Origin of the sequence: uncultured Aquimarina sp. (assembly GCF_947492115.1) — a bacterium.
GTDB lineage: Bacteria > Bacteroidota > Bacteroidia > Flavobacteriales > Flavobacteriaceae > Aquimarina.
Map to the genome: position 1 here is coordinate 888299 of NZ_CANLMM010000002.1, position 18461 is coordinate 906759.

Genomic DNA, 18461 nt, shown 5'->3' on the forward strand with positions numbered 1-18461 from the left:
ATTCATGAGCTTACAAAAAAACATATGCTACCTAACCTTTAGTACAATAATGCTAACTTTTGTTACCTTAAAGAACAAAAAAAGTCTGGTAGTAACCAGACTTTTAAATATCGTTTACACCTAAATTTATTAAATTCCTTCTATTCAATAATAGTATTAATGAGACCTAGTGTAACTAATTTTTTTCCTAAATCAGTCATTTCATACTCAGAAGTGTAGGAATCAACACCCGCTAATTGATTCTTATCTAACCTATCATCGGAAACTAAATCATATCGCCAATACATAATTAAGGAGATCGGTTTACTTTTTAATCGTTGTTTGATTTCATTCTCTTTAATTCCAGCAACTTCGATACCCTTCATTACCTGATTAATCTCATTAGTCTGAATCCATACAAAATCACTCTTAACATCTGTTTTTAGATTTTCATTAGTATCTAAAACCTCTATAAACTGTGCTTGTACACTTTGCATTAAACCTAACACAAATAGCACTACTAACATTTTTCTCATAGTACTAAAACAGGTCTAACTAGTTTTTATGTCTTAAAAAAATGTTAAATTTATGGTTTTAACGTATTTTATAAATTTTTAACATTGTATTAAAACCATCCTGAAATAACTACAAAAAATATTGGTATCTACTTTTATAAAAATTGTCTTACCGCACTTTTCTTGTAATAATCGATTAGAGCAATTCTTCCTTGAAAAAACCGAAATATCAACGAAATGATATTTCCTTCCTTATCTTCTAAAGTAACTGATTCATCCAAATCCATATTATAGGGTTGATTCTTACCTCCTTCTATTGCAATATTATCAGCATATATTGACAACTTTTCATCTGTACTAATTGCTGGTTCTACTTTGCCAGTTAGTCCAGGGATTTGTCCCGACTTATTAATAATCAACGAACCGGTGTTTTCAGATTTCTCAATAGTCACCTCTATATCATCCTTTGGATTGACATTATGAAAAACTACAGCTGGATAATCTGAATGTGCTACTAAAACAGTGTATAACTTTCTGGTCCTTATCACAAAATGTGCTAACCCATTCTCATCTGTAAAACCTTCCAAATAAGTAGAGTTATTGGCCATCAACACCACTTTGGCGTGTTTAATAAACTCTTCTTTCTCATTTATTATTTTTAAAGTAAAAATAAACGGTTTCGGGTTGATCATGGTAGAGAGTTTCGACCATCGATTTCTGAAAAACGTTTGATCCTTTTTTAATTTATTTTCGATCAAAATGGCTAATTCTTCAGGAGTTCTGTTTTCCAGATTAATATAACCGATCGTTTTAAGAATTCCAGGGATTTCTGTATCATCGAATCTTGCAGGTAAAATATATTCCCTGCTTTCCTGAAATGCTCTTGCTTGCATCGAAACTCTCTCATGATTCGTCCATAATTTTTTATTGTAAAAACTGGATACAAATAATACGGTGTACCTTGCTTTACTTTGATAAATCTCTGATAAGTATTCATATAAATTTTTTCCCCATAAATTCGCTTCTTCAAATAAGTCATAAAATACCTTAATACCCTTTTTATTTAGACTATTTGCCACCTTCTCTACATACGCTCTATTCTCTCCTGCAAAGGATAAAGCCACATCATATTCATAACTTCTATTCTTCATCACTGACTATTTTTTTACCTAAATCCGACTATTACAAAATTACTTTCTTTATTTGGAAATATTCCATTTTTTATTGGAAATATTCCAACAAAAGTTTTACTTTTAAACCGTAAAAAAGATACCTTTTGAAACCGAAACAGAACATAAAAGGAAGAGGAGCACAAGAAAAAGTCCATAATCGATTCTTAGAAGATGAACATGAACTAAGGGATGATTTTTTGAATTATCTAGCCAAAGAAGGAGAAACCATTCTAAATCAGAAAACCACTTTTATTGAAACCTATCCGAAGTCTATTGTAAATAAGGTAAATAGTCCAGATGTTGGAATGTTGTATTCTTTAAATCCGTATCAAGGTTGCGAACATGGATGTATTTATTGTTATGCCAGAAATTCCCACGAATATTGGGGATATGGAGCAGGATTAGATTTTGAAACTAAAATATTGGTTAAAAAAAATGCTCCTAAACTCCTTGAAAAAAAACTAAAAAGTAAACATTGGGAGGCATATCCCATCGCACTATCTGGTAATACAGATTGCTATCAACCGATTGAAAAAGAACTAAAAATTACCCGACAACTTTTAGAAATCTTCTTAAAGTACAAACATCCCGTCGGAATCATTACCAAAAACTCTCTAATTCAGAGAGATATTGATATCTTGCAAGAACTTGCCAAAGATAATTTAGTCTCCATTTTTTTGTCCATTACCTCTCTTAACGAGCAAACACGTCGAATCTTAGAACCCAGAACCGCAAGCATTAAAAAGAGATTAGAAACTCTCGAAAAACTAAATACTTTGGGTATTCCCACTGATGTAATGATGGCACCCATTATTCCTTCTATTAACAGTCATGAAATTTTAGATCTATCTAAGGAAATTTCTCTAAGAGGAGCTAAGAATATTGGTTACACGATTGTTAGATTAAATGGAGCAATTGGAAAAATATTCACAAAATGGCTAGAACACAAACTTCCAGATAGAAAGGATAAAATTCTACATCAAATTATGGAATGCCATAACGGTAACCTAAATGATAGTGAATACGGAAGAAGAATGAAAGGAAGTGGAAAAATCGCAGAACAAATTCATCAACTATTTACTATTGCAAGAAAAAAATATTTTAGTCAACATCAACGATCTAATTTAAATTGCGAATTGCATCGGCAACATAAAGATGGGCAATTAAAGCTATTTTGAAGCTATTTTGGTTATTTTTGGAGCATAACTCAAAGGTTTGGGCCATTCTTTATGAGATTTCATCATTTCTTTATCGTTTACACCTTACTGATTTTTAACCAAATCACAGCCCAGATTGATGAAATTTTAGTCGATAAAAGTATTGACGATATTCGTTTTCAGTTGGAAGCTTTGGAAGAAAATAATATCGACGAAATTATTTCTGTAAGTAATCTTTTGTACAAAACCGCTTTAGAAAGTGAAGATGTAATACACATGATACTTGCTTTAGAAAACCTAAGTGTAGCTAATCTTAATGAAGGAAATAATAGTGCCGCCATTGAATATTTGGATAAAGCTATTATTCTAGCAAAGCAATACGATATTAACAAAAAAACCATTGTAGACCTTATAAAACTAAAAGGAAACCATTATTTCGACATAGAAGAGTATGACAATGCAGCGAACTCATACTATGAATCTTTAAACATTGCAAAAGAAATTGATTATCCTTATGCACTATGGGCTTTACAAACAAATTTGGGTTTTGTTAAATTACGTTCTGGAGATCCTAGACAAGCGTTAGAAGAACTTAAGATAAGTGATGAAATTCTGGCTACTGGAGAAGGGGAGTTTGCCAAACACGTTCCTATGCTCAACAAAGCAAGAATATGTGAAGCCTATATCAAACTAAATCTTTTAGACTCAGCATTATATTATAACGATGAAGGCTTAAAATTTACCGAAAAAGTAAAAATAGATAATATACATATTGATCTATTGATGCATAGAGGAATTATCTATAAACAAAGGGAGAACTATGAGAAAAGTCTTTTTTATTTAGATAAAGCAAAAGCTCTCTGCTATCAGGCTAATGATATTGTGTTTTTAGGTAAAATTTTAAACTTGATCGGTAACTGTAAACTGGAACAACAAAAATATGATGAAAGTATTGATGTACTTCAGGAATCTTTAAAAATACTTACCGAAAAATATTCTAATTCTGACGAACTGAGCATATGTTATAAGCTCTTGGGACAATCTTATAAAAAAAATGGTGACTTAGCGAAATCTAATGAATATTATGAAAAACATATTTTAAGTTTAAGCAAACTAAATAATAAAAAGTCTATAGCTTCTAGAAAAGTTCAGGATATTACAATGAAAGGGTATCAAAGTGAAATCGATAATCTGGAGAATCAAAAAAAACGACAAAAAAATAGGCTTACGTATTCTCAAATTGGTCTAGCAGTATTCGGTATAAGCTTACTAGTTATTTTATTATTATTTCAAAAAGTAAAAAAGAAAAATAAGAAAAAATTCGAAGCTTTATTTGCCCAAATCGAGCAAAGGGAACAAGTCGTTAATTCCACTGAGGTGATCAATAAGTCCACCGCTATTAATCAAGGAGTAATCGATACAAAAGATCGCAAATTGGATTCTCAATCCAGTGAATTAGATATTAATCAGGAGTTATATGATCAGATTCTTAGCGGACTTAAAAAAGTAGAAGATCAGGAATACTACTTAAAAACTGAATGTAATTTGTATAATGTGGCGAAAAAAATCAATACGAATACCTCTTACCTATCCAAAGTCATTAATGTTCACTTTAATAAAAACTTTAATACATACATTAATGATCTTAGAATAAACTATGCGATTGTAAGATTAAAGAATGATTCTAAATTCAGATCATATTCCATTAAATCAATCGCAAAAGAAGTGGGATACAAAAGTGCTGACTCATTTTCAAAATACTTTAAAATTCATACTGGATTACTCCCTTCGTTTTACATAAAACAATTGAAAGCTAAAAAGTAGACTCTTAATTTCTAAGCTTAAAACATCTTTAAACACCCTAAATTTATAAATATAGGGCTTTCCCGTAATTCCTAATAAAACACACGTATAAACAAAATAAAAACTTGATTTTCAATACTTTGAAACACAAAAAGACAACCTGTTTTCTTTAAAATAGGGTTACTTCTCTTGTTATTAGGTTTTTTTTAAAGGTACTTTGAATCATCAATCAATTAATTTCTTAGTACATCAAATAGATTAATAAATGAAAAAGCAACTTCTTTTATTTTCAATCGGTATTGTCGCTGGAGTAGTTACATATGCAACTATTACAAGACATAAAGTAGAAGATAAATCGAATGCTATTTTAAAGGTTTTAGAATCTAACTGTGAATGCGATCAGATAAAACAATTTCTATACGTAAAAGGTTTAGCTACTTCTGAAAGGGAAATTTCAACAGAAACCGCTGAATATGAACTAAAGAATTGTAAATACACCGATCTCAATTCTGAAGCTAAGAGGATTAACCAACTATTACTAAAAAAAGTGGATGGTTATAAAGAAATCGACAGATTTACTTTAGAGTTTGTTGATCAAAGTTCTTCAAAACTAGTAACAATCAATAACGGGAATATAAATTATTAATCATGATAGCACTTACAAAACTGTTGATCGATTTTATACTAAACTACTTTCTATTCGTGGTAGAATTTGTAGTTAGCATTTTCGCATAATCAAAAAACGAACAATCAATCTTTCAATCAAAAAACGAACTTTGTCATACCAAGGGCAGACGACTCATCATCGTCTGCCTTTTACTTTATAAATGTCTTTAGACAAAAATCTTCTTTTACGATTTCTAAGATCAAAACAGTTAATATAGATTTAACTTCACCTAATTTATATTATGTAAAAAAATCGTACTTTTGGTTAACCAATATTTCAAATGTTTCAAAACGAAACTCTTACTAAATAACCTTAAAACCTCAAAATGAAAATTTATCTCATCATTAAGACAGTTGTCATCAACACCTGTTGATCTCACTTAACAAAAAATAAAAAAGACCAGTTTTAATCTTTTCCTATTTATTTGAAAAACATCAGATAGACTTAGATCATTTCTATAAATGTATCAGTAGGTCTAAATCGATTTCAAAATAAGAAGGGAAGGCTAAATCATTACCTCTTTTTTGAAAAATCGTGTATTCCAACTACATGATTAGAAGTTACCGAATACTCAATATTTAACTCTTAAAAACCAAAATCTATGAAAGGTATTTTTACACTTTTTGTGATGCTAAGCATCACCACATCTTTTTTTGCCCAAAACCATAATCCAAAAACCCGTGTTCAAAATGCAAAATCATCAGGCACATTCTTTAAAACTGTATCATTATTAAACTTAAAAACAGAAAAATCAAATACTACGCTCCCAAAAGAATTCAAGAACCATTCTATTCTTTCTATAAATACTGAGTTTAACAAAAAGATGATTTCTTCTTCTCCAGAAGCTATTAATTTAATGCTACCAGGAAAAAAGTCATCAATGCTATTAGAATTGGTAAAAACCAATATCAAAACGGATGACTTTTATATTACGGAAATGCCTTCGAAAAAGGTAATCTCACCAGAAAAAAAAATTGTTCATTATCAAGGTATTGTCAAAAACAGTCCTAACTCTATTGCTGCTATTAGTATATATGATGGCGAAATTTCTGGAATCATTAGCGTAGAAGGAAGTCAGAGTGACCTCGTTCTCGGCAAATTAGATAATAGTACAGACCATATTCTTTATGAGGATAAAGATATAAGTCATCTTAATGATTTTATTTGTCAAATTACTGATGTACATCAAAAAAGCGGAAACAATGATACAGTTGATAATGAACCGCCTGCTTCAAATCAAGTAAAGTGTCCTGAAATATTTTTTGATATTGCTAATGATGTAGTACGTGACAAAGGAGGAAGTCAGTCAGCAGCAAACTTTGTTGAGGCTATGTTTAACCAAGTTGCAATACTATATGCTAATGAAGACATCAAAATAAAATTGTCTGGCCTTACCTCATGGACCACATCTAATCCCTTTAATAGCCTTGATAGTTATCGAAACTATCGAAATCAAAATGGGTTTAATGGAGATCTGGCACACTTTGTTACTTATAATTATTCTGGCGGCGTTGCTTGGTTAAATGCTCTTTGTGGTTCGTATAGGTACGGACTAACGGGCATTAATAGAAGCTATCAAAATGTGCCTACCTACTCCTGGAACATCTCCACTATCGCTCATGAATTAGGTCACAACTTTGGATCTAACCACACTCATTCTTGTGTTTGGAATGGAAATAATACCGCAATAGATGGTTGTTATTCTACAGAAGGAAGTTGTGGAAGACCAGGAATACCCTCAAATGGAGGGACCATTATGAGTTATTGCCATTTAACCAACGCTGGAACGAATCTTAGAAAAGGGTTCGGTCCACAGCCAGGCGACCTTATTCGAAGTAATATAAGAAGAGCCAACTGTGTGGGTAGCTGTAATAGCGATGGAGATAATGGAGGAGATGGAGATCAAGTAAATTGTACTGGAATTGACGCTTGGTCAGGTAACGTTAACTATGTTGCTGGCGATCAAGTTACCTATCAAGGTAGATTATTCGAACGAACTACTAATAATAGTTGGATTGATCTAGGCGAATGTATTTCAGATCCTTGTTCTCGAGCGATACCATGGACAAATAATACAGATTATAAACCTGGAGATGTTGTCCTTTACCAAGGCAATGTATGGTTACGAACAGAAAGTAATGACTGGGAATTGTTAAACTGTGATATCAATACTAACGATCCATGTTTTGGAATTGATCCATGGTCTGAAAACACTAATTATATTTCTGGAGATCAAGTGGTATATCAAGGAAAAGCCTTTGAATGGAATGGATCAGAATGGATAGAAATTGCAACTTGTGCTGAAGATCCATCTACAAACCAAACTGTTGAAAAACCAGAAATATCTTCAATAGATGAAATTTTAATCTATCCGAATCCGGCAAAGGGTTTTATTACTCTAGAAATAAAAAGATCTAAAAACAATCTTATTAAAATTAACATTAACAGTTTACAAGGAAGAAACATTTTCTCAAAAACTATTCAACAAAAATCGTCCATCCAACACTTAAAGGAGACAATCAATATTGATACTCTAAACACTGGTATATATTTTATACAAATTATTAGCGGAGGCGAAATAACCACTAAAAAACTCGAAGTGCAATAAAATCTATTCAACAAATTCTGAGGTGTTTGATATACCATCAAACACCTCTTCTTAAAACCCAAAAAAATGACTCAACTAAGTAACTCACTCATTTTACAACAATGGAAATACGTATTAGTATTTCTAATTATTAACACTGTATTTTTTCAAAGTTCTGCTCAAGAATTTTATGAACTTCTTGAAGAAGAAAACCTTAAAGTATCCAAACTAGAACGTATTGGTAATTCCTATTATAGGAACAAGGACAAAGGTAAAGGAAGTGGATATAAATTATACATGCGAAGCCTGTACTGGGCAAAAAGAAATGCAGACTCCAAAGGACACATAATTAGTGATGCTAAAGTTCTTGATGAATCCAGAAAATTCTATGAATCCTTTCAGAATAATTCTAAAACTAACATCCAAAATAATCAAAGAAACAGTGGTTGGCAGGAACTTGGACCTTTTAATTGGACGCGCACCTCAAGCTGGACTCCAGGTTTAGGTAGAGTAACGGCATTTGCAGTTGAACCTTCTCAGCAAAAACTAATGTATGCAGGATCTCCAGGAGGAGGAATCTGGAAATCCACAAACGCTGGACAAAGCTGGAGTCCAATAGGAGATCAAATGTTTAGTATGTCTATTTGGTCCATCGCTATTGATCCCAACAATTCAAACATTGTATATCTTGGAAATTCTGCTGGTCAAATTCTAAAATCAACAAACGGAGGATCTTCCTGGTCAGAAATTCAAAGAGTAAGCGGGACCCCAAGAAGGATTCTTATTCACCCTAATAGTAGTAGAATATTTGTAGGTACCACAAAAGCTTTGTACAGATCTAACAACAGTGGATCAAGTTTTAGTATCGTACTAAATACCAGAGCCGAAGATGTAGAATTTAAACCTGGTAATACCGATGTTGTATATGCTTGTGGAAACAGCTTTTACCGATCAACCAATGGAGGTAGTTCATTTAGCAGAATTACCAATGGTATCGATAGAAGTGAACGAATGAAAATGGCTGTAACTCCTGCAAATCCAAATGCCATATATCTCGTACAAAAAAGAGGAAGTGGTTTTGGCAACCTATATCGTTCCTTAAATGGAGGTTCTAGTTTTACTACTCGAGCAACATCGAGCAGTACCAATCAGGTATACTTTACACAAGCTTCGCGTGATATGGCTATTGCTGTATCAGACACTAATGCTAATGAGGTTCATGTAGGAGGTATGAATTATTCCAGATCTTTAGACGGTGGAGTCACATTTTCTACACTCGCAACATGGAGTAATCCAGGAGATCGATCTTATGTACATGCCGACATCGAAGTAATGCAATATGTAGATGGAACCATTTACGTTGGTAGTGATGGTGGGATTTTTAGAAGTAGAGATCGGGGAAACAATATGGCAGATCTTACTCAAGGCGGACTTGCCATTAGACAATATTATCGATTTGGCGGTGCCTTTACCGATGCTAACATGATCGTTGGTGGAGCACAAGACAATGGTACCAATATCATGAATGGAGCAAATCGACAATTTAAAGAATGGCTTGGAGCAGATGGTATGGAATGTTTCATAGACCATAAAAACAAAAATATTGTTTACGGAACTGTTCAATTTGGGTCTTTATATAAAAGTACCAATGGAGGGAATAGCATAGGAAATATTAGTAAACCAGGAAACTTTAGTGGTGAATGGGTTACTCCATTCATGATGGATCCAATTAATAATAACAAAATCTACGTAGGGTACAGAGATCTATATAGAAGTAACAACGGTGGTAGCAATGGAAGTTGGAGAAATATCACTTCGAGCATAAATGTTGGAGGAAATCTTGATGAAATGGCAATAGCTGCATCCAACAACAACTATATCTACATTGCACAAGAAGGAAGGGTATGGAGAACCAAAAACGGTCAAAGTAATTCGCCTAATTGGACTGAAGTAAGCAATTTTAGCGGAAATGTAAATTTCATAACTGTAGATCCAAACAATCCTGAAAGAGTGGCGCTAGCTGCAACAGGTTCTAGAGTCTACGTCTCTACAAATGCTGGAAGTTCTTGGACAAATATTAGAGGAAATCTTCCTCAAATATCAGTACAATGCCTTGTTTTTGATGATACCAGTGCAAATGGCCTGTATGTAGGGATGCAATCTGGAGTATATTATACAAACGATAATCTTAATTCCTGGGTTCCTTTTTCTACCAATCTCCCTAGAGTACAAACCACAGAACTCGAAATCCATTATCCTACAAGAAAAATACGAGTATCCACCTATGGGCGTGGAATTTGGGAATCTGATCTTTATAATGAAGACTCTAATCCTAATGAAATTAACCCGCCTACAAATCTTACTTCACTAGCAAATCAAACAGATGTTACTCTGACTTGGGAAGATAATTCTAATAATGAGAATGGATTTACCATTCAAAGAAATGATGGAAACGGTTTTGAACGGATTGATTTTGTTGGAACCGGAATAGAAACTTATACAGACAAAAACCTCCAAGATGGATCGTATTCTTATCGTGTAAGAGCATATGATGCCAACAACTATTCTGAATTTTCTAATGTTGCTGCGGTAACAATAGGAAATACAGATCCCGATGAAATTACACCGCCAAGTGATCTAACCGCTCAAGCAAATCAAAATGATGTTACGCTAAATTGGAAAGACAACTCTAATAATGAAAATGGGTTTACCATTCAACGAAATGATGGTAATGGATTTGAGCGTATTGATTTTGTTGGATCTGGAGTAGAGACATTTACAGATCAAAACGTTCCTAATGGTTCTTATTCTTATCGTGTTAGAGCCTACGATACGGACAGTTATTCTGAATTTTCAAATACTGTTGCAATAGCAATTAATGATGTAGTCGAAGATTGTAAAGGCTGTATCGTCTATGATACCAATAGTGAAGAAACTACCAATGCAGATCATTCCAAAGAAAAAGCTGCTGACGGAGATCCAAACACTTATTGGCATAGCAACTGGTACGATGACAATACATCACACCCTCATTTTATTGCCATAGACTTAGGACAAGCAAAAGAATTAGTAGGGTTCTCCTATCAAGGAAGACAAAACGGAACTACCGGAATGGTAAAAGATTATATATTATTTGGTTGGGATGGCAATGACTGGAAGGAGCTCTCTGCTGGAAGTTTTCAAAAATCAAGCTTAAAACAAACCGTAGAATTTGATTCCTTTAACACTCGTTATATCTATTTTAGAGCCCTTTCAGAAGTAGACGAAAAACGTTGGGCTTCCGTTGCCGAACTTACGGTGAGATACCTTCCGTCTGCTACTAACAATACTCCAACAACATATAACACAACTAATACGGCTCCTACTCCACCAATAGTAGATTCTTATAATTTTGAAGGAATTAAGGTATACCCTATTCCCTTTAAAGATGAAATTATTGTTAAAGGAATTAGCTCTAAACAAGCAGTACGTTCTATAAAACTCTTTGGAACCGATGGGGGTATCCAAAAAGTCAAAACCAATAGGGATGGAGACGACATAAAAATTCTTGCGCCGAACCTAAATACTGGTTTTTATATTCTACAACTAGAAAAAGATAACGTTCAAAAAAGAATAAAAATATTCAAAAAATAACAACCAAACTCTAAAGCAATAACAAGCTTTAAACTATTGTACAATGATGAGTCTAAATAGCAATATTTAGACTCTTTTTTTAGAGTACGACTTAAGATTTACCTTCCCACTCCAGATAAAACTGATCTAAAAACTGTTCCATAAAGAGATGCCTCTTTTCTGCTATCTTTTTACCTGTTTCAGTATTCATTCGATCTTTAAGTAATAATAATTTTTCGTAAAAATGATTAATAGTCGGAGCTTCGGATTTTTTATATTCCTCTTTGCTCATCTGAAGATTTGGTTTAATATCAGGATTGTAAAGTGCTCTATTTTTAAAACCTCCATAATTAAAGCATCGGGCAACACCAATTGCACCAATAGCATCTAAACGATCAGCATCCTGAACTACATCTAATTCTGGAGATTTAAATTTTTGTATTACGTTTCCTCCTTTAAAAGAGATATTTTCGATAATATTGATCACGTGATCAATAATGCTGTTATTTACGCTTACACTTTCTAAAAAATCTTTTGCTACTCTTGGCCCTACAGTTTCATCGCCATTATGAAACTTAGAATCGGCAATATCATGTAATAAAGCACCTAAGGAAACCACCAAAACATCCACATTTTCAGATTTAGCTATGGTTGTAGATGTTTTAAAAACCCGTTCTATGTGAAACCAATCATGACCTCCTTCGGCATTACGCAATGTATGTTTTACAAAATCAACAGTTTTCTGTATAATTTCATCATTATTCATACGCTACCTTATTTTACCATAGCAGGCTCTACCCATTTAAATTTGAACACTTCTTGAGGAACTACTAACCTCTCATTGATACGTTGCATACGTGCTGGTAACTTCATCACAAAATCACGTGCTTTTTCAGCTTCATCCGTTAAATCTACCAGTTTATCAATCTCCCATTTATTGATTAAACGCTGCATGATATCTATATAATCCTGAGAAGTATATACTCCTAATCGCTGAGCCGCATTCGAAAATTCCTCAAAAGCACTACCAATAGAATTTCCAGACTCTCTTAAAAATACAGCTGGCATTACAATTTTATGCTTCATCATATCTTTAAACGCCACCATCATCTGACTAGGGTCTACCTCGAATATATTCTTTACAAAATCACTATATGCATTAAAATGACGCATCTCATCTCCTGCAATAATCTTGCACATTCTCGCTAAAGACTTGTTAGAATAGCCTTTGGCAATTTTAGCTACACGACTATGAGAAATATTAGTTGCCAATTCCTGAAAACTTGTGTAGATAAAGTTCTTATAAGGATCTCTATCCGTACCGATATCAAAACCATCATTTATTAAATGCTGAGTTGTACGCTCGACTTCAATCATATTCACTCTTCCCGATAAATACAAATACTTATTTAGTACATCTCCATGACGATTTTCTTCACTCGTCCAATAACGCACCCAACGAGACCAACCATTTCCACCTTCTCCTTCGTGTTGATTAATTCCTTCTACATCCATTAACCAAGACTCATAGGTCGGAAGCGCTTCTTCAGTAATAGTATCTCCTACCAAAACTACCCAAAAATCGTATGGAAGTTCTTTCGCCAACTCTCTTAACTCTTTTACCTCATCAAAAAAGGTATCCTCATTCTGGGAATCAGGCAAAAAGTCTGTAGGCTGCCATACCTGATCAATCGGAATTAGATAAGTATCTATAAAAGATTCTATCTTCTTTTCCAATAATTGCATCACTTCTAATCTAATGTTGTCTATAGCCATGATTATGATATTTGGGTTTTTATGGTAGAGATTACTCTTTTTTCAGTAATATCTAATATTTCTTCTTTTGTCAATCCTTCTTCAGCAACAGGTTCTTTTACTTCTAACGTAAGATGTAAACCTATTCCCATAGGAAAATTACCATGCTCTACTAATCTCCAGCTATTGTTAATAGTTACTGGAACTACTAACGCATCTGGTGCATTTTTGAACAATATTTTTAATCCAGTAGATGCAAACTCTTTGGGTTCCCCAGTTCTACTTCTTGTACCTTCTGGAAAAATAACAGCAGCAAATTTATTTTTAGCAATCGTCTTACCAAATCTTGAGATCTCTGGAATCGACTGTTTTGCATTTTTTCGATCTATTAATGCATGACCACCATATTTCAAATTAAAAGAAATACTTGGTATTCCTTTTCCTAGTTCAATTTTCGAAATAAACTTTGGTTTATGTCTACGCAGGTACCAAGATATTAATGGAATATCAAACATACTCTGATGGTTAGAAACAATAATTAAAGAACGATCTTCTGGTAATTTATGTATATTCTTAAAACTAAATGTTACTCCTAAAAAGTGTAAACACCTCAATAAACAAAGGTTCATTAGATTGACAACTCCTCTATGTCCTTTTGCCCCTCCAAGCTTAAGTCCTAACCATTGTAATGGTTGGAAAACTAATAGGGTAAGTCCAAAAAACAGATAGAAAACTACTGAAAGCGGATACGAAACGATCCTTTTTAATGCCCCCATAACTTCTCTTAGCAATTAATGATTTTGATTTGTGTTACAGTTGTGCAAGGTCTGATATTATTTTTAGAACGCCAATTCTTTAACGCATAAAATTACGATGTCTAAAATTCTAGAAAATTATTCCAAAAAAATTGCCATTCAAAAAGAAAACCGTCTGCTATACAGACGGTTTTCTTTTTGAATTTATGTGACTAACTCCTAACAATGCTCGTTGTAAGCATCTTTAAGATTTTCTGCAATCATCTCTGCAGGTCTTCCTTCGATATGATGTCGTTCTAGCATATGCACCAATTCTCCATTTTTAAACAATGCCATTGACGGAGAAGATGGTGGAAATGGGATCATATATCCACGAGCTTTATCAGTAGCTTCTCTATCCACTCCTGCAAATACTGTTACTAAATTATCAGGTTTTTTATCATTTGCTAAAGATGCTTTTGCACCTGGTCTTGCATTTGCCGCTGCACAACCACAAACAGAATTTACTACTACCAAAGTAGTTCCTTCTTTTGCTATCGCCGCATCAACATCTGCAGCTGTTTGTAATTCATCAAAACCTATATTAGTTAGGTCTTCGCGCATTGGCTTTACTAAATCTGCTGGATACATATTTCTTTACTATTTTTTTATTTTAAATTTTAAGACAAAGATACAAATAATGTACCATATCCCTATGACTGCCAAGTAGTCGGAAAAGTAAACAAAAACTAACTTTTCGTAACAAAATTCTCGGTGGTAATACTAATATAGTATACTTAAAAATCGTGTAAATAATTCAACTATCTTTACACACCTAAATTTTTCATGAATGATTAAATGGTTTGCGGCTATATTAGGAGGAATATTTTTTAAGGTTCCTGGAGCCATACTTGGTTTTATACTAGGTAGTCTGTTGGATGGAAGAACCAGTAAAAGCGCAGGAAGTTTTACAAACGTTTTTACCCAAGACAAGCAAGTGAGTCCAGGAGATTTTGAACTTAATTTACTTTCTCTTTCTTCAATCGTAATCAAAGCCGATGGTCGTATAAATCAAACAGAATTAGATTACGTTCGTCAATATTTCGTTAGTGCCTACGGAAAGGAACGTGCTAATGCAACGTTTAGAACTTTTAATGAAATTATTAAGAACAGAGAGATTTCTGCTCAGCGTATTTGTATGTTTTTAACACAACGTACTCGTTATGCGGCACGATTACAAATACTTCATTTTCTTTTTGGAATTGCCAATGCTGATGGTAACGTAAGCGAAGCCGAAGCTAGAGAAATTCAGAAAATGGCTGGTTTTATGCGGATTAATTTTAGTGATTTTGAAAGTATTAAAGCCATGTTTTTTAAAACAGGTAATCACGCATACAAAATTTTAGAAATTGATAAAAATGCTACTGATGCTGAAGTAAAAAAGGCTTACAGGACCATGGTAAAAAAATATCATCCAGACAAAGTACAGCATATGGATCCGGTGCATATAAAAGGCGCAGAAGAAAAGTTCAAAGAAGTACAAAAAGCCTATGAACAAATCCAAAAAGAACGAGGCCTAACATAATTAAACAATCTCTTTTAAAATATAATGAATAGTTGTATTTTAATTGGTTTAATTTTTGATGCTACATTTATTGTATGTATAAGCCACTAATTTTCTTCCTACTAAGCCTGTTTTCGGCACTTAATATCTATGGTCAGGATTTTGACAAAATAGAGGCTATAGTTCATAAATACCCTACTACCTTCAAAACTCCTAAAAAACTTGCTGATCAAATAGCTAAAGATTTTAAAACAGAACTAGATCAGGCCAAAGCTATTTACTCCTGGATCACAAAAAATATATCCTATGACTATAATGAATCAGGAAAGTTTTATTCTGATTATGCTAACTCCTACAAATCTGTAAGTTATAATCCTTTTCCAAGTTTTAGATCTTCCAATTACATAGAATATGATAAGACTAAATCCGGTTCTAAAAAACATCTAAAAACAGAGAAAAAATATAGAGAGAAAATCTCTAAAAGAGTTGTTTCTACTGGAATCGCAGTCTGCGAAGGATATACACAACTTTTTAAAGATGTTTGTGACCACCTTGGTATAACTTGTTTTTATGTGCTAGGAACTGCTAAAAACCAAATACCACATATTGGAAGAGAATATCGTGTTGATCATGCATGGAATATTATAGAAATTGATTTCAAAAAATATCTCATTGATGCCACATGGGGAAGCACAGGTTATTATAATATCCAAACACAAGAATTTATAGAAGAAACAAATTATGATTATTTTGGAATGCCTGCGGAACTTTTTATAAAAGGTCATTATCCAGATTTCTATGAAAACAGCTTATTACCAAAAACGATCAGCAAAAAAGAATTTTTAGATGCTCCGCTTTTCTATCAACATGAAAAAGCAAAAGACTTTAGCTTAATTTCTCCATCAACTGGAATTTTAGATGTTAATACTTCTCAAATCGTAAAATTTGAAATAACATATAATGAAGCTGTAAATTCAATTATTTATACGATAAATAACAGACAGTTTAATTACCAAGGTGATATCAAACCTGAAAATGGAGTCATTCAGTTTGAAGTAACTATTTCAGAACCCAATCCAAAGGAACTTATAGTATTCATAAATCAAATTCCTATGGTAGGTTTTAAAATCGCAAAGGATTTTAATTAAGAAACCAATCTAGCCCAAATTGTTTTTAAGAACTTTACAGCAGGCATAGAAGACATTATTTTTAGATCTTCTAAAAACGAAGTTTCTTCATCCAAAAATTTGAGAATTTTTTCTGTATCATTATTTCTAAACAATCTTGAAAATAACTCCGAACCTTTATGATTTTCTTGGGACAAAACATCCAAAAACAATAAATCATAATACCAGAACTTGGTTCGCTTATCAAATTTAGACAACTCTCCTCCTTGTTTTATATTTTTTATTAATTGACTGACTTTTTTTTCTGTATTTCGAAATGCAAAACCAGTACTCGCTTTAGTCCATCCACCAGCGGTTCCAATATAAATAACATTCCTAGTATGTTGTTTATTAAACCGATAACAGGTCATCGGAATACATCCTTTTTCTTTCTCGGTGATCTCATACGTTTGAATCCCCTTTTCTCTTAAATATAATTCTATTTCTTTTTCATACGCTGACTCCGAAAGAAGGTCTTTAGAAAAGAGTGTATATTCGAATAGAGCTTCAGTTTTAGAAAATGGTAAAACATACATAAATCTAGTATTTCCTTTCTGTTCTACCTCAAAATCCATAAATGTAGCCGTTAAATGATCAAATTCAGGTGTATCGGTTTTCACAAACCAACCTACAAAATGCTGATTCAATAATGGATACTTGTTTTGATTTTTATACGCTGAGGAGAAAAGTATACTATTAAAAACAGTAGAACCTAAATAAAATCCTTTATCCGTTTCTACTTCAACGATATCTCCTTCATCCACAAATCCCTTAACGGTTTCCAATACTATTTCTATATTCGGTTTATTTTTCAAAAATGAGAACACGAACTCATAAAAATCCTTACTTCTTATCAATTTATAGATATACGGTGTGATGTTAATCGTATCAGAAAAATGAGTACTCCCAAAAAAAACGTTTTCCCATTTTTTACTAACTATCGGATCCCAAATACCAGCTTCCTTCTCCCAAAAACACCAAGTACGATCATTTTGATTTTTTTCTTCTTTATCAATGAGAAGAATCTGTTTTTTTTCAAAAAACGAATCCATTGCCATATGATAAGCTAACATTAATCCGGAAGCTCCAGAACCCATTATGATGTAATCATATCGCTGCATCTAGAAAAACAAAAATGTAGTAGAAAATATAAATATTGCTATGAAAATATGAATTGACAATGTGTATTGCAAGGTTTTGTAAGCTTTTTGAAATAAAACTTGAGCAATACATGCGGTAACTAGCCAACCTATATAATTTTGGATAGGTACTATACCTTTATCAAACTCCCAGAAATCAAACCTAGGAGCAGAAACCTCTATAATTATGTCCAGCGCTACCATCAACAATGCTCCCAAACCTGAAGCGATAAATATATTAGAGTGTATTTTTTTAGCAATTGCAGCAGAGGTATACACCAAAAGAGCCCAATTAACCCCTATTATCCACGGAACGCCTAAAACTTTACTACCTAAATTATCACCATATTGATAATTTCCAAAAATCAATCCATGATTGACCCCCAAATATTCTGTTATCATACCAATAGAAAAGGGGATTAACATTGCAATAATCAATCGTTTCCTTGTATTAGACATCCAAAAAATTAGCACGGTATAAACTGATAAATTCAAAGGAGTTAGTGGTAAGAACCAATCTTCGTAACCACATAGAATACCAATAATCCCAGAAACAGTAAATAACCAGATTACAACGAATGATATAATTTGCTTTCTTTCTGCTGTCATAG

At 33.0% G+C, this 18461-nt stretch carries 15 protein-coding genes; 7 read left to right on the forward strand and 8 right to left on the reverse strand.

The genetic code is table 11. The features are described from left to right. Positions 1 to 140: 140 nt before the first annotated feature. Both Q1A73_RS09135 and Q1A73_RS09140 read right to left on the reverse strand, forming a co-directional pair. Positions 141 to 515, reverse strand: coding sequence for a hypothetical protein (locus tag Q1A73_RS09135; protein WP_299604445.1), 375 nt, complete (start codon positions 513 to 515; stop codon positions 141 to 143). A 134-nt stretch (positions 516 to 649) separates the two neighbouring features. Beyond that, complete coding sequence (locus Q1A73_RS09140; protein WP_299604447.1) at positions 650 to 1645, reverse strand: TIR domain-containing protein; 996 nt, start codon at positions 1643 to 1645, stop codon at positions 650 to 652. A gap of 125 nt (positions 1646 to 1770) precedes the next feature. Between Q1A73_RS09140 and Q1A73_RS09145 the strand changes: the two genes are divergently transcribed. The 5 genes from Q1A73_RS09145 to Q1A73_RS09165 all read left to right on the forward strand — a co-directional run bounded on the left by Q1A73_RS09145 (position 1771) and on the right by Q1A73_RS09165 (position 11513). Continuing rightward, complete coding sequence (locus Q1A73_RS09145) at positions 1771 to 2844, forward strand: PA0069 family radical SAM protein (RefSeq protein ID WP_299604448.1); 1074 nt, start codon at positions 1771 to 1773, stop codon at positions 2842 to 2844. Positions 2845 to 2895: 51 nt separating this feature from the next. Further along, the gene (locus Q1A73_RS09150) at positions 2896 to 4647 is read left to right on the forward strand and encodes an AraC family transcriptional regulator (protein WP_299604451.1); all 1752 of its coding nucleotides are present in this window, start codon (positions 2896 to 2898) and stop codon (positions 4645 to 4647) included. A 244-nt stretch (positions 4648 to 4891) separates the two neighbouring features. Further along, positions 4892 to 5272 carry a hypothetical protein gene (locus Q1A73_RS09155; protein ID WP_299604453.1) on the forward strand — a complete coding sequence of 127 codons (381 nt, stop codon included), beginning with the start codon at positions 4892 to 4894 and terminating at the stop codon, positions 5270 to 5272. Positions 5273 to 5894: 622 nt separating this feature from the next. Continuing rightward, positions 5895 to 7901 carry a M12 family metallo-peptidase gene (locus tag Q1A73_RS09160; protein WP_299604455.1) on the forward strand — a complete coding sequence of 669 codons (2007 nt, stop codon included), beginning with the start codon at positions 5895 to 5897 and terminating at the stop codon, positions 7899 to 7901. Positions 7902 to 7967: 66 nt separating this feature from the next. After that, the gene (locus Q1A73_RS09165; RefSeq protein WP_299604457.1) at positions 7968 to 11513 is read left to right on the forward strand and encodes a discoidin domain-containing protein; all 3546 of its coding nucleotides are present in this window, start codon (positions 7968 to 7970) and stop codon (positions 11511 to 11513) included. Between the two features lie 91 nt (positions 11514 to 11604). On the opposite strand, the gene Q1A73_RS09170 is transcribed toward Q1A73_RS09165, so the two are convergent. The 4 genes from Q1A73_RS09170 to Q1A73_RS09185 all read right to left on the reverse strand — a co-directional run bounded on the left by Q1A73_RS09170 (position 11605) and on the right by Q1A73_RS09185 (position 14632). Beyond that, positions 11605 to 12258, reverse strand: a complete 654-nt coding sequence (locus tag Q1A73_RS09170; protein WP_299604459.1) for an HD domain-containing protein — start codon at positions 12256 to 12258, stop codon at positions 11605 to 11607. Between the two features lie 8 nt (positions 12259 to 12266). Then, positions 12267 to 13268 (reverse strand): acyl-ACP desaturase, encoded by a 1002-nt coding sequence (locus tag Q1A73_RS09175; RefSeq protein WP_299604461.1) that lies wholly within the window; start codon positions 13266 to 13268, stop codon positions 12267 to 12269. Positions 13269 to 13270: 2 nt separating this feature from the next. Further along, the gene (locus tag Q1A73_RS09180) at positions 13271 to 14038 is read right to left on the reverse strand and encodes a lysophospholipid acyltransferase family protein (protein ID WP_299604463.1); all 768 of its coding nucleotides are present in this window, start codon (positions 14036 to 14038) and stop codon (positions 13271 to 13273) included. A gap of 183 nt (positions 14039 to 14221) precedes the next feature. Next, entirely contained in the window at positions 14222 to 14632 is a 411-nt protein-coding gene (locus tag Q1A73_RS09185; RefSeq protein WP_299604466.1) for a BrxA/BrxB family bacilliredoxin, read from the reverse strand. 199 nt (positions 14633 to 14831) lie between these two features. On the opposite strand from Q1A73_RS09185, the gene Q1A73_RS09190 reads away from it, so the two are divergent. Beyond that, positions 14832 to 15566: a TerB family tellurite resistance protein gene (locus tag Q1A73_RS09190; protein ID WP_299604469.1), complete on the forward strand. Its 735-nt coding sequence runs from the start codon at positions 14832 to 14834 to the stop codon at positions 15564 to 15566. 74 nt (positions 15567 to 15640) lie between these two features. Further along, positions 15641 to 16693, forward strand: a complete 1053-nt coding sequence (locus tag Q1A73_RS09195; protein WP_299604471.1) for a transglutaminase-like domain-containing protein — start codon at positions 15641 to 15643, stop codon at positions 16691 to 16693. Here the strand turns inward: Q1A73_RS09195 and Q1A73_RS09200 are convergent. Both Q1A73_RS09200 and Q1A73_RS09205 read right to left on the reverse strand, forming a co-directional pair. Beyond that, entirely contained in the window at positions 16690 to 17832 is a 1143-nt protein-coding gene (locus tag Q1A73_RS09200; protein WP_299604473.1) for a lycopene cyclase family protein, read from the reverse strand. The genes Q1A73_RS09195 and Q1A73_RS09200 overlap by 4 nt on opposite strands. Further along, complete coding sequence (locus Q1A73_RS09205) at positions 17833 to 18459, reverse strand: carotenoid biosynthesis protein (protein ID WP_299604476.1); 627 nt, start codon at positions 18457 to 18459, stop codon at positions 17833 to 17835. Positions 18460 to 18461 lie beyond the last annotated feature (2 nt).

What these genes read in the sequence shown, in the direction of transcription:
- Q1A73_RS09140 (WP_299604447.1), bottom strand. Translation starts at nt 1,645, where the DNA reads ATGAAGAATAGAAGTTATGAATATGATGTGGCTTTATCCTTTGCAGGA.
- Q1A73_RS09170 (WP_299604459.1), bottom strand. Translation starts at nt 12,258, where the DNA reads ATGAATAATGATGAAATTATACAGAAAACTGTTGATTTTGTAAAACAT.
- Q1A73_RS09175 (WP_299604461.1), bottom strand. Translation starts at nt 13,268, where the DNA reads ATGGCTATAGACAACATTAGATTAGAAGTGATGCAATTATTGGAAAAG.
- Q1A73_RS09155 (WP_299604453.1), top strand. Translation starts at nt 4,892, where the DNA reads ATGAAAAAGCAACTTCTTTTATTTTCAATCGGTATTGTCGCTGGAGTA.
- Q1A73_RS09160 (WP_299604455.1), top strand. Translation starts at nt 5,895, where the DNA reads ATGAAAGGTATTTTTACACTTTTTGTGATGCTAAGCATCACCACATCT.
- Q1A73_RS09205 (WP_299604476.1), bottom strand. Translation starts at nt 18,459, where the DNA reads ATGACAGCAGAAAGAAAGCAAATTATATCATTCGTTGTAATCTGGTTA.
- Q1A73_RS09195 (WP_299604471.1), top strand. Translation starts at nt 15,641, where the DNA reads ATGTATAAGCCACTAATTTTCTTCCTACTAAGCCTGTTTTCGGCACTT.
- Q1A73_RS09165 (WP_299604457.1), top strand. Translation starts at nt 7,968, where the DNA reads ATGACTCAACTAAGTAACTCACTCATTTTACAACAATGGAAATACGTA.
- Q1A73_RS09135 (WP_299604445.1), bottom strand. Translation starts at nt 515, where the DNA reads ATGAGAAAAATGTTAGTAGTGCTATTTGTGTTAGGTTTAATGCAAAGT.
- Q1A73_RS09150 (WP_299604451.1), top strand. Translation starts at nt 2,896, where the DNA reads ATGAGATTTCATCATTTCTTTATCGTTTACACCTTACTGATTTTTAAC.
- Q1A73_RS09200 (WP_299604473.1), bottom strand. Translation starts at nt 17,832, where the DNA reads ATGCAGCGATATGATTACATCATAATGGGTTCTGGAGCTTCCGGATTA.
- Q1A73_RS09190 (WP_299604469.1), top strand. Translation starts at nt 14,832, where the DNA reads ATGATTAAATGGTTTGCGGCTATATTAGGAGGAATATTTTTTAAGGTT.
- Q1A73_RS09185 (WP_299604466.1), bottom strand. Translation starts at nt 14,632, where the DNA reads ATGTATCCAGCAGATTTAGTAAAGCCAATGCGCGAAGACCTAACTAAT.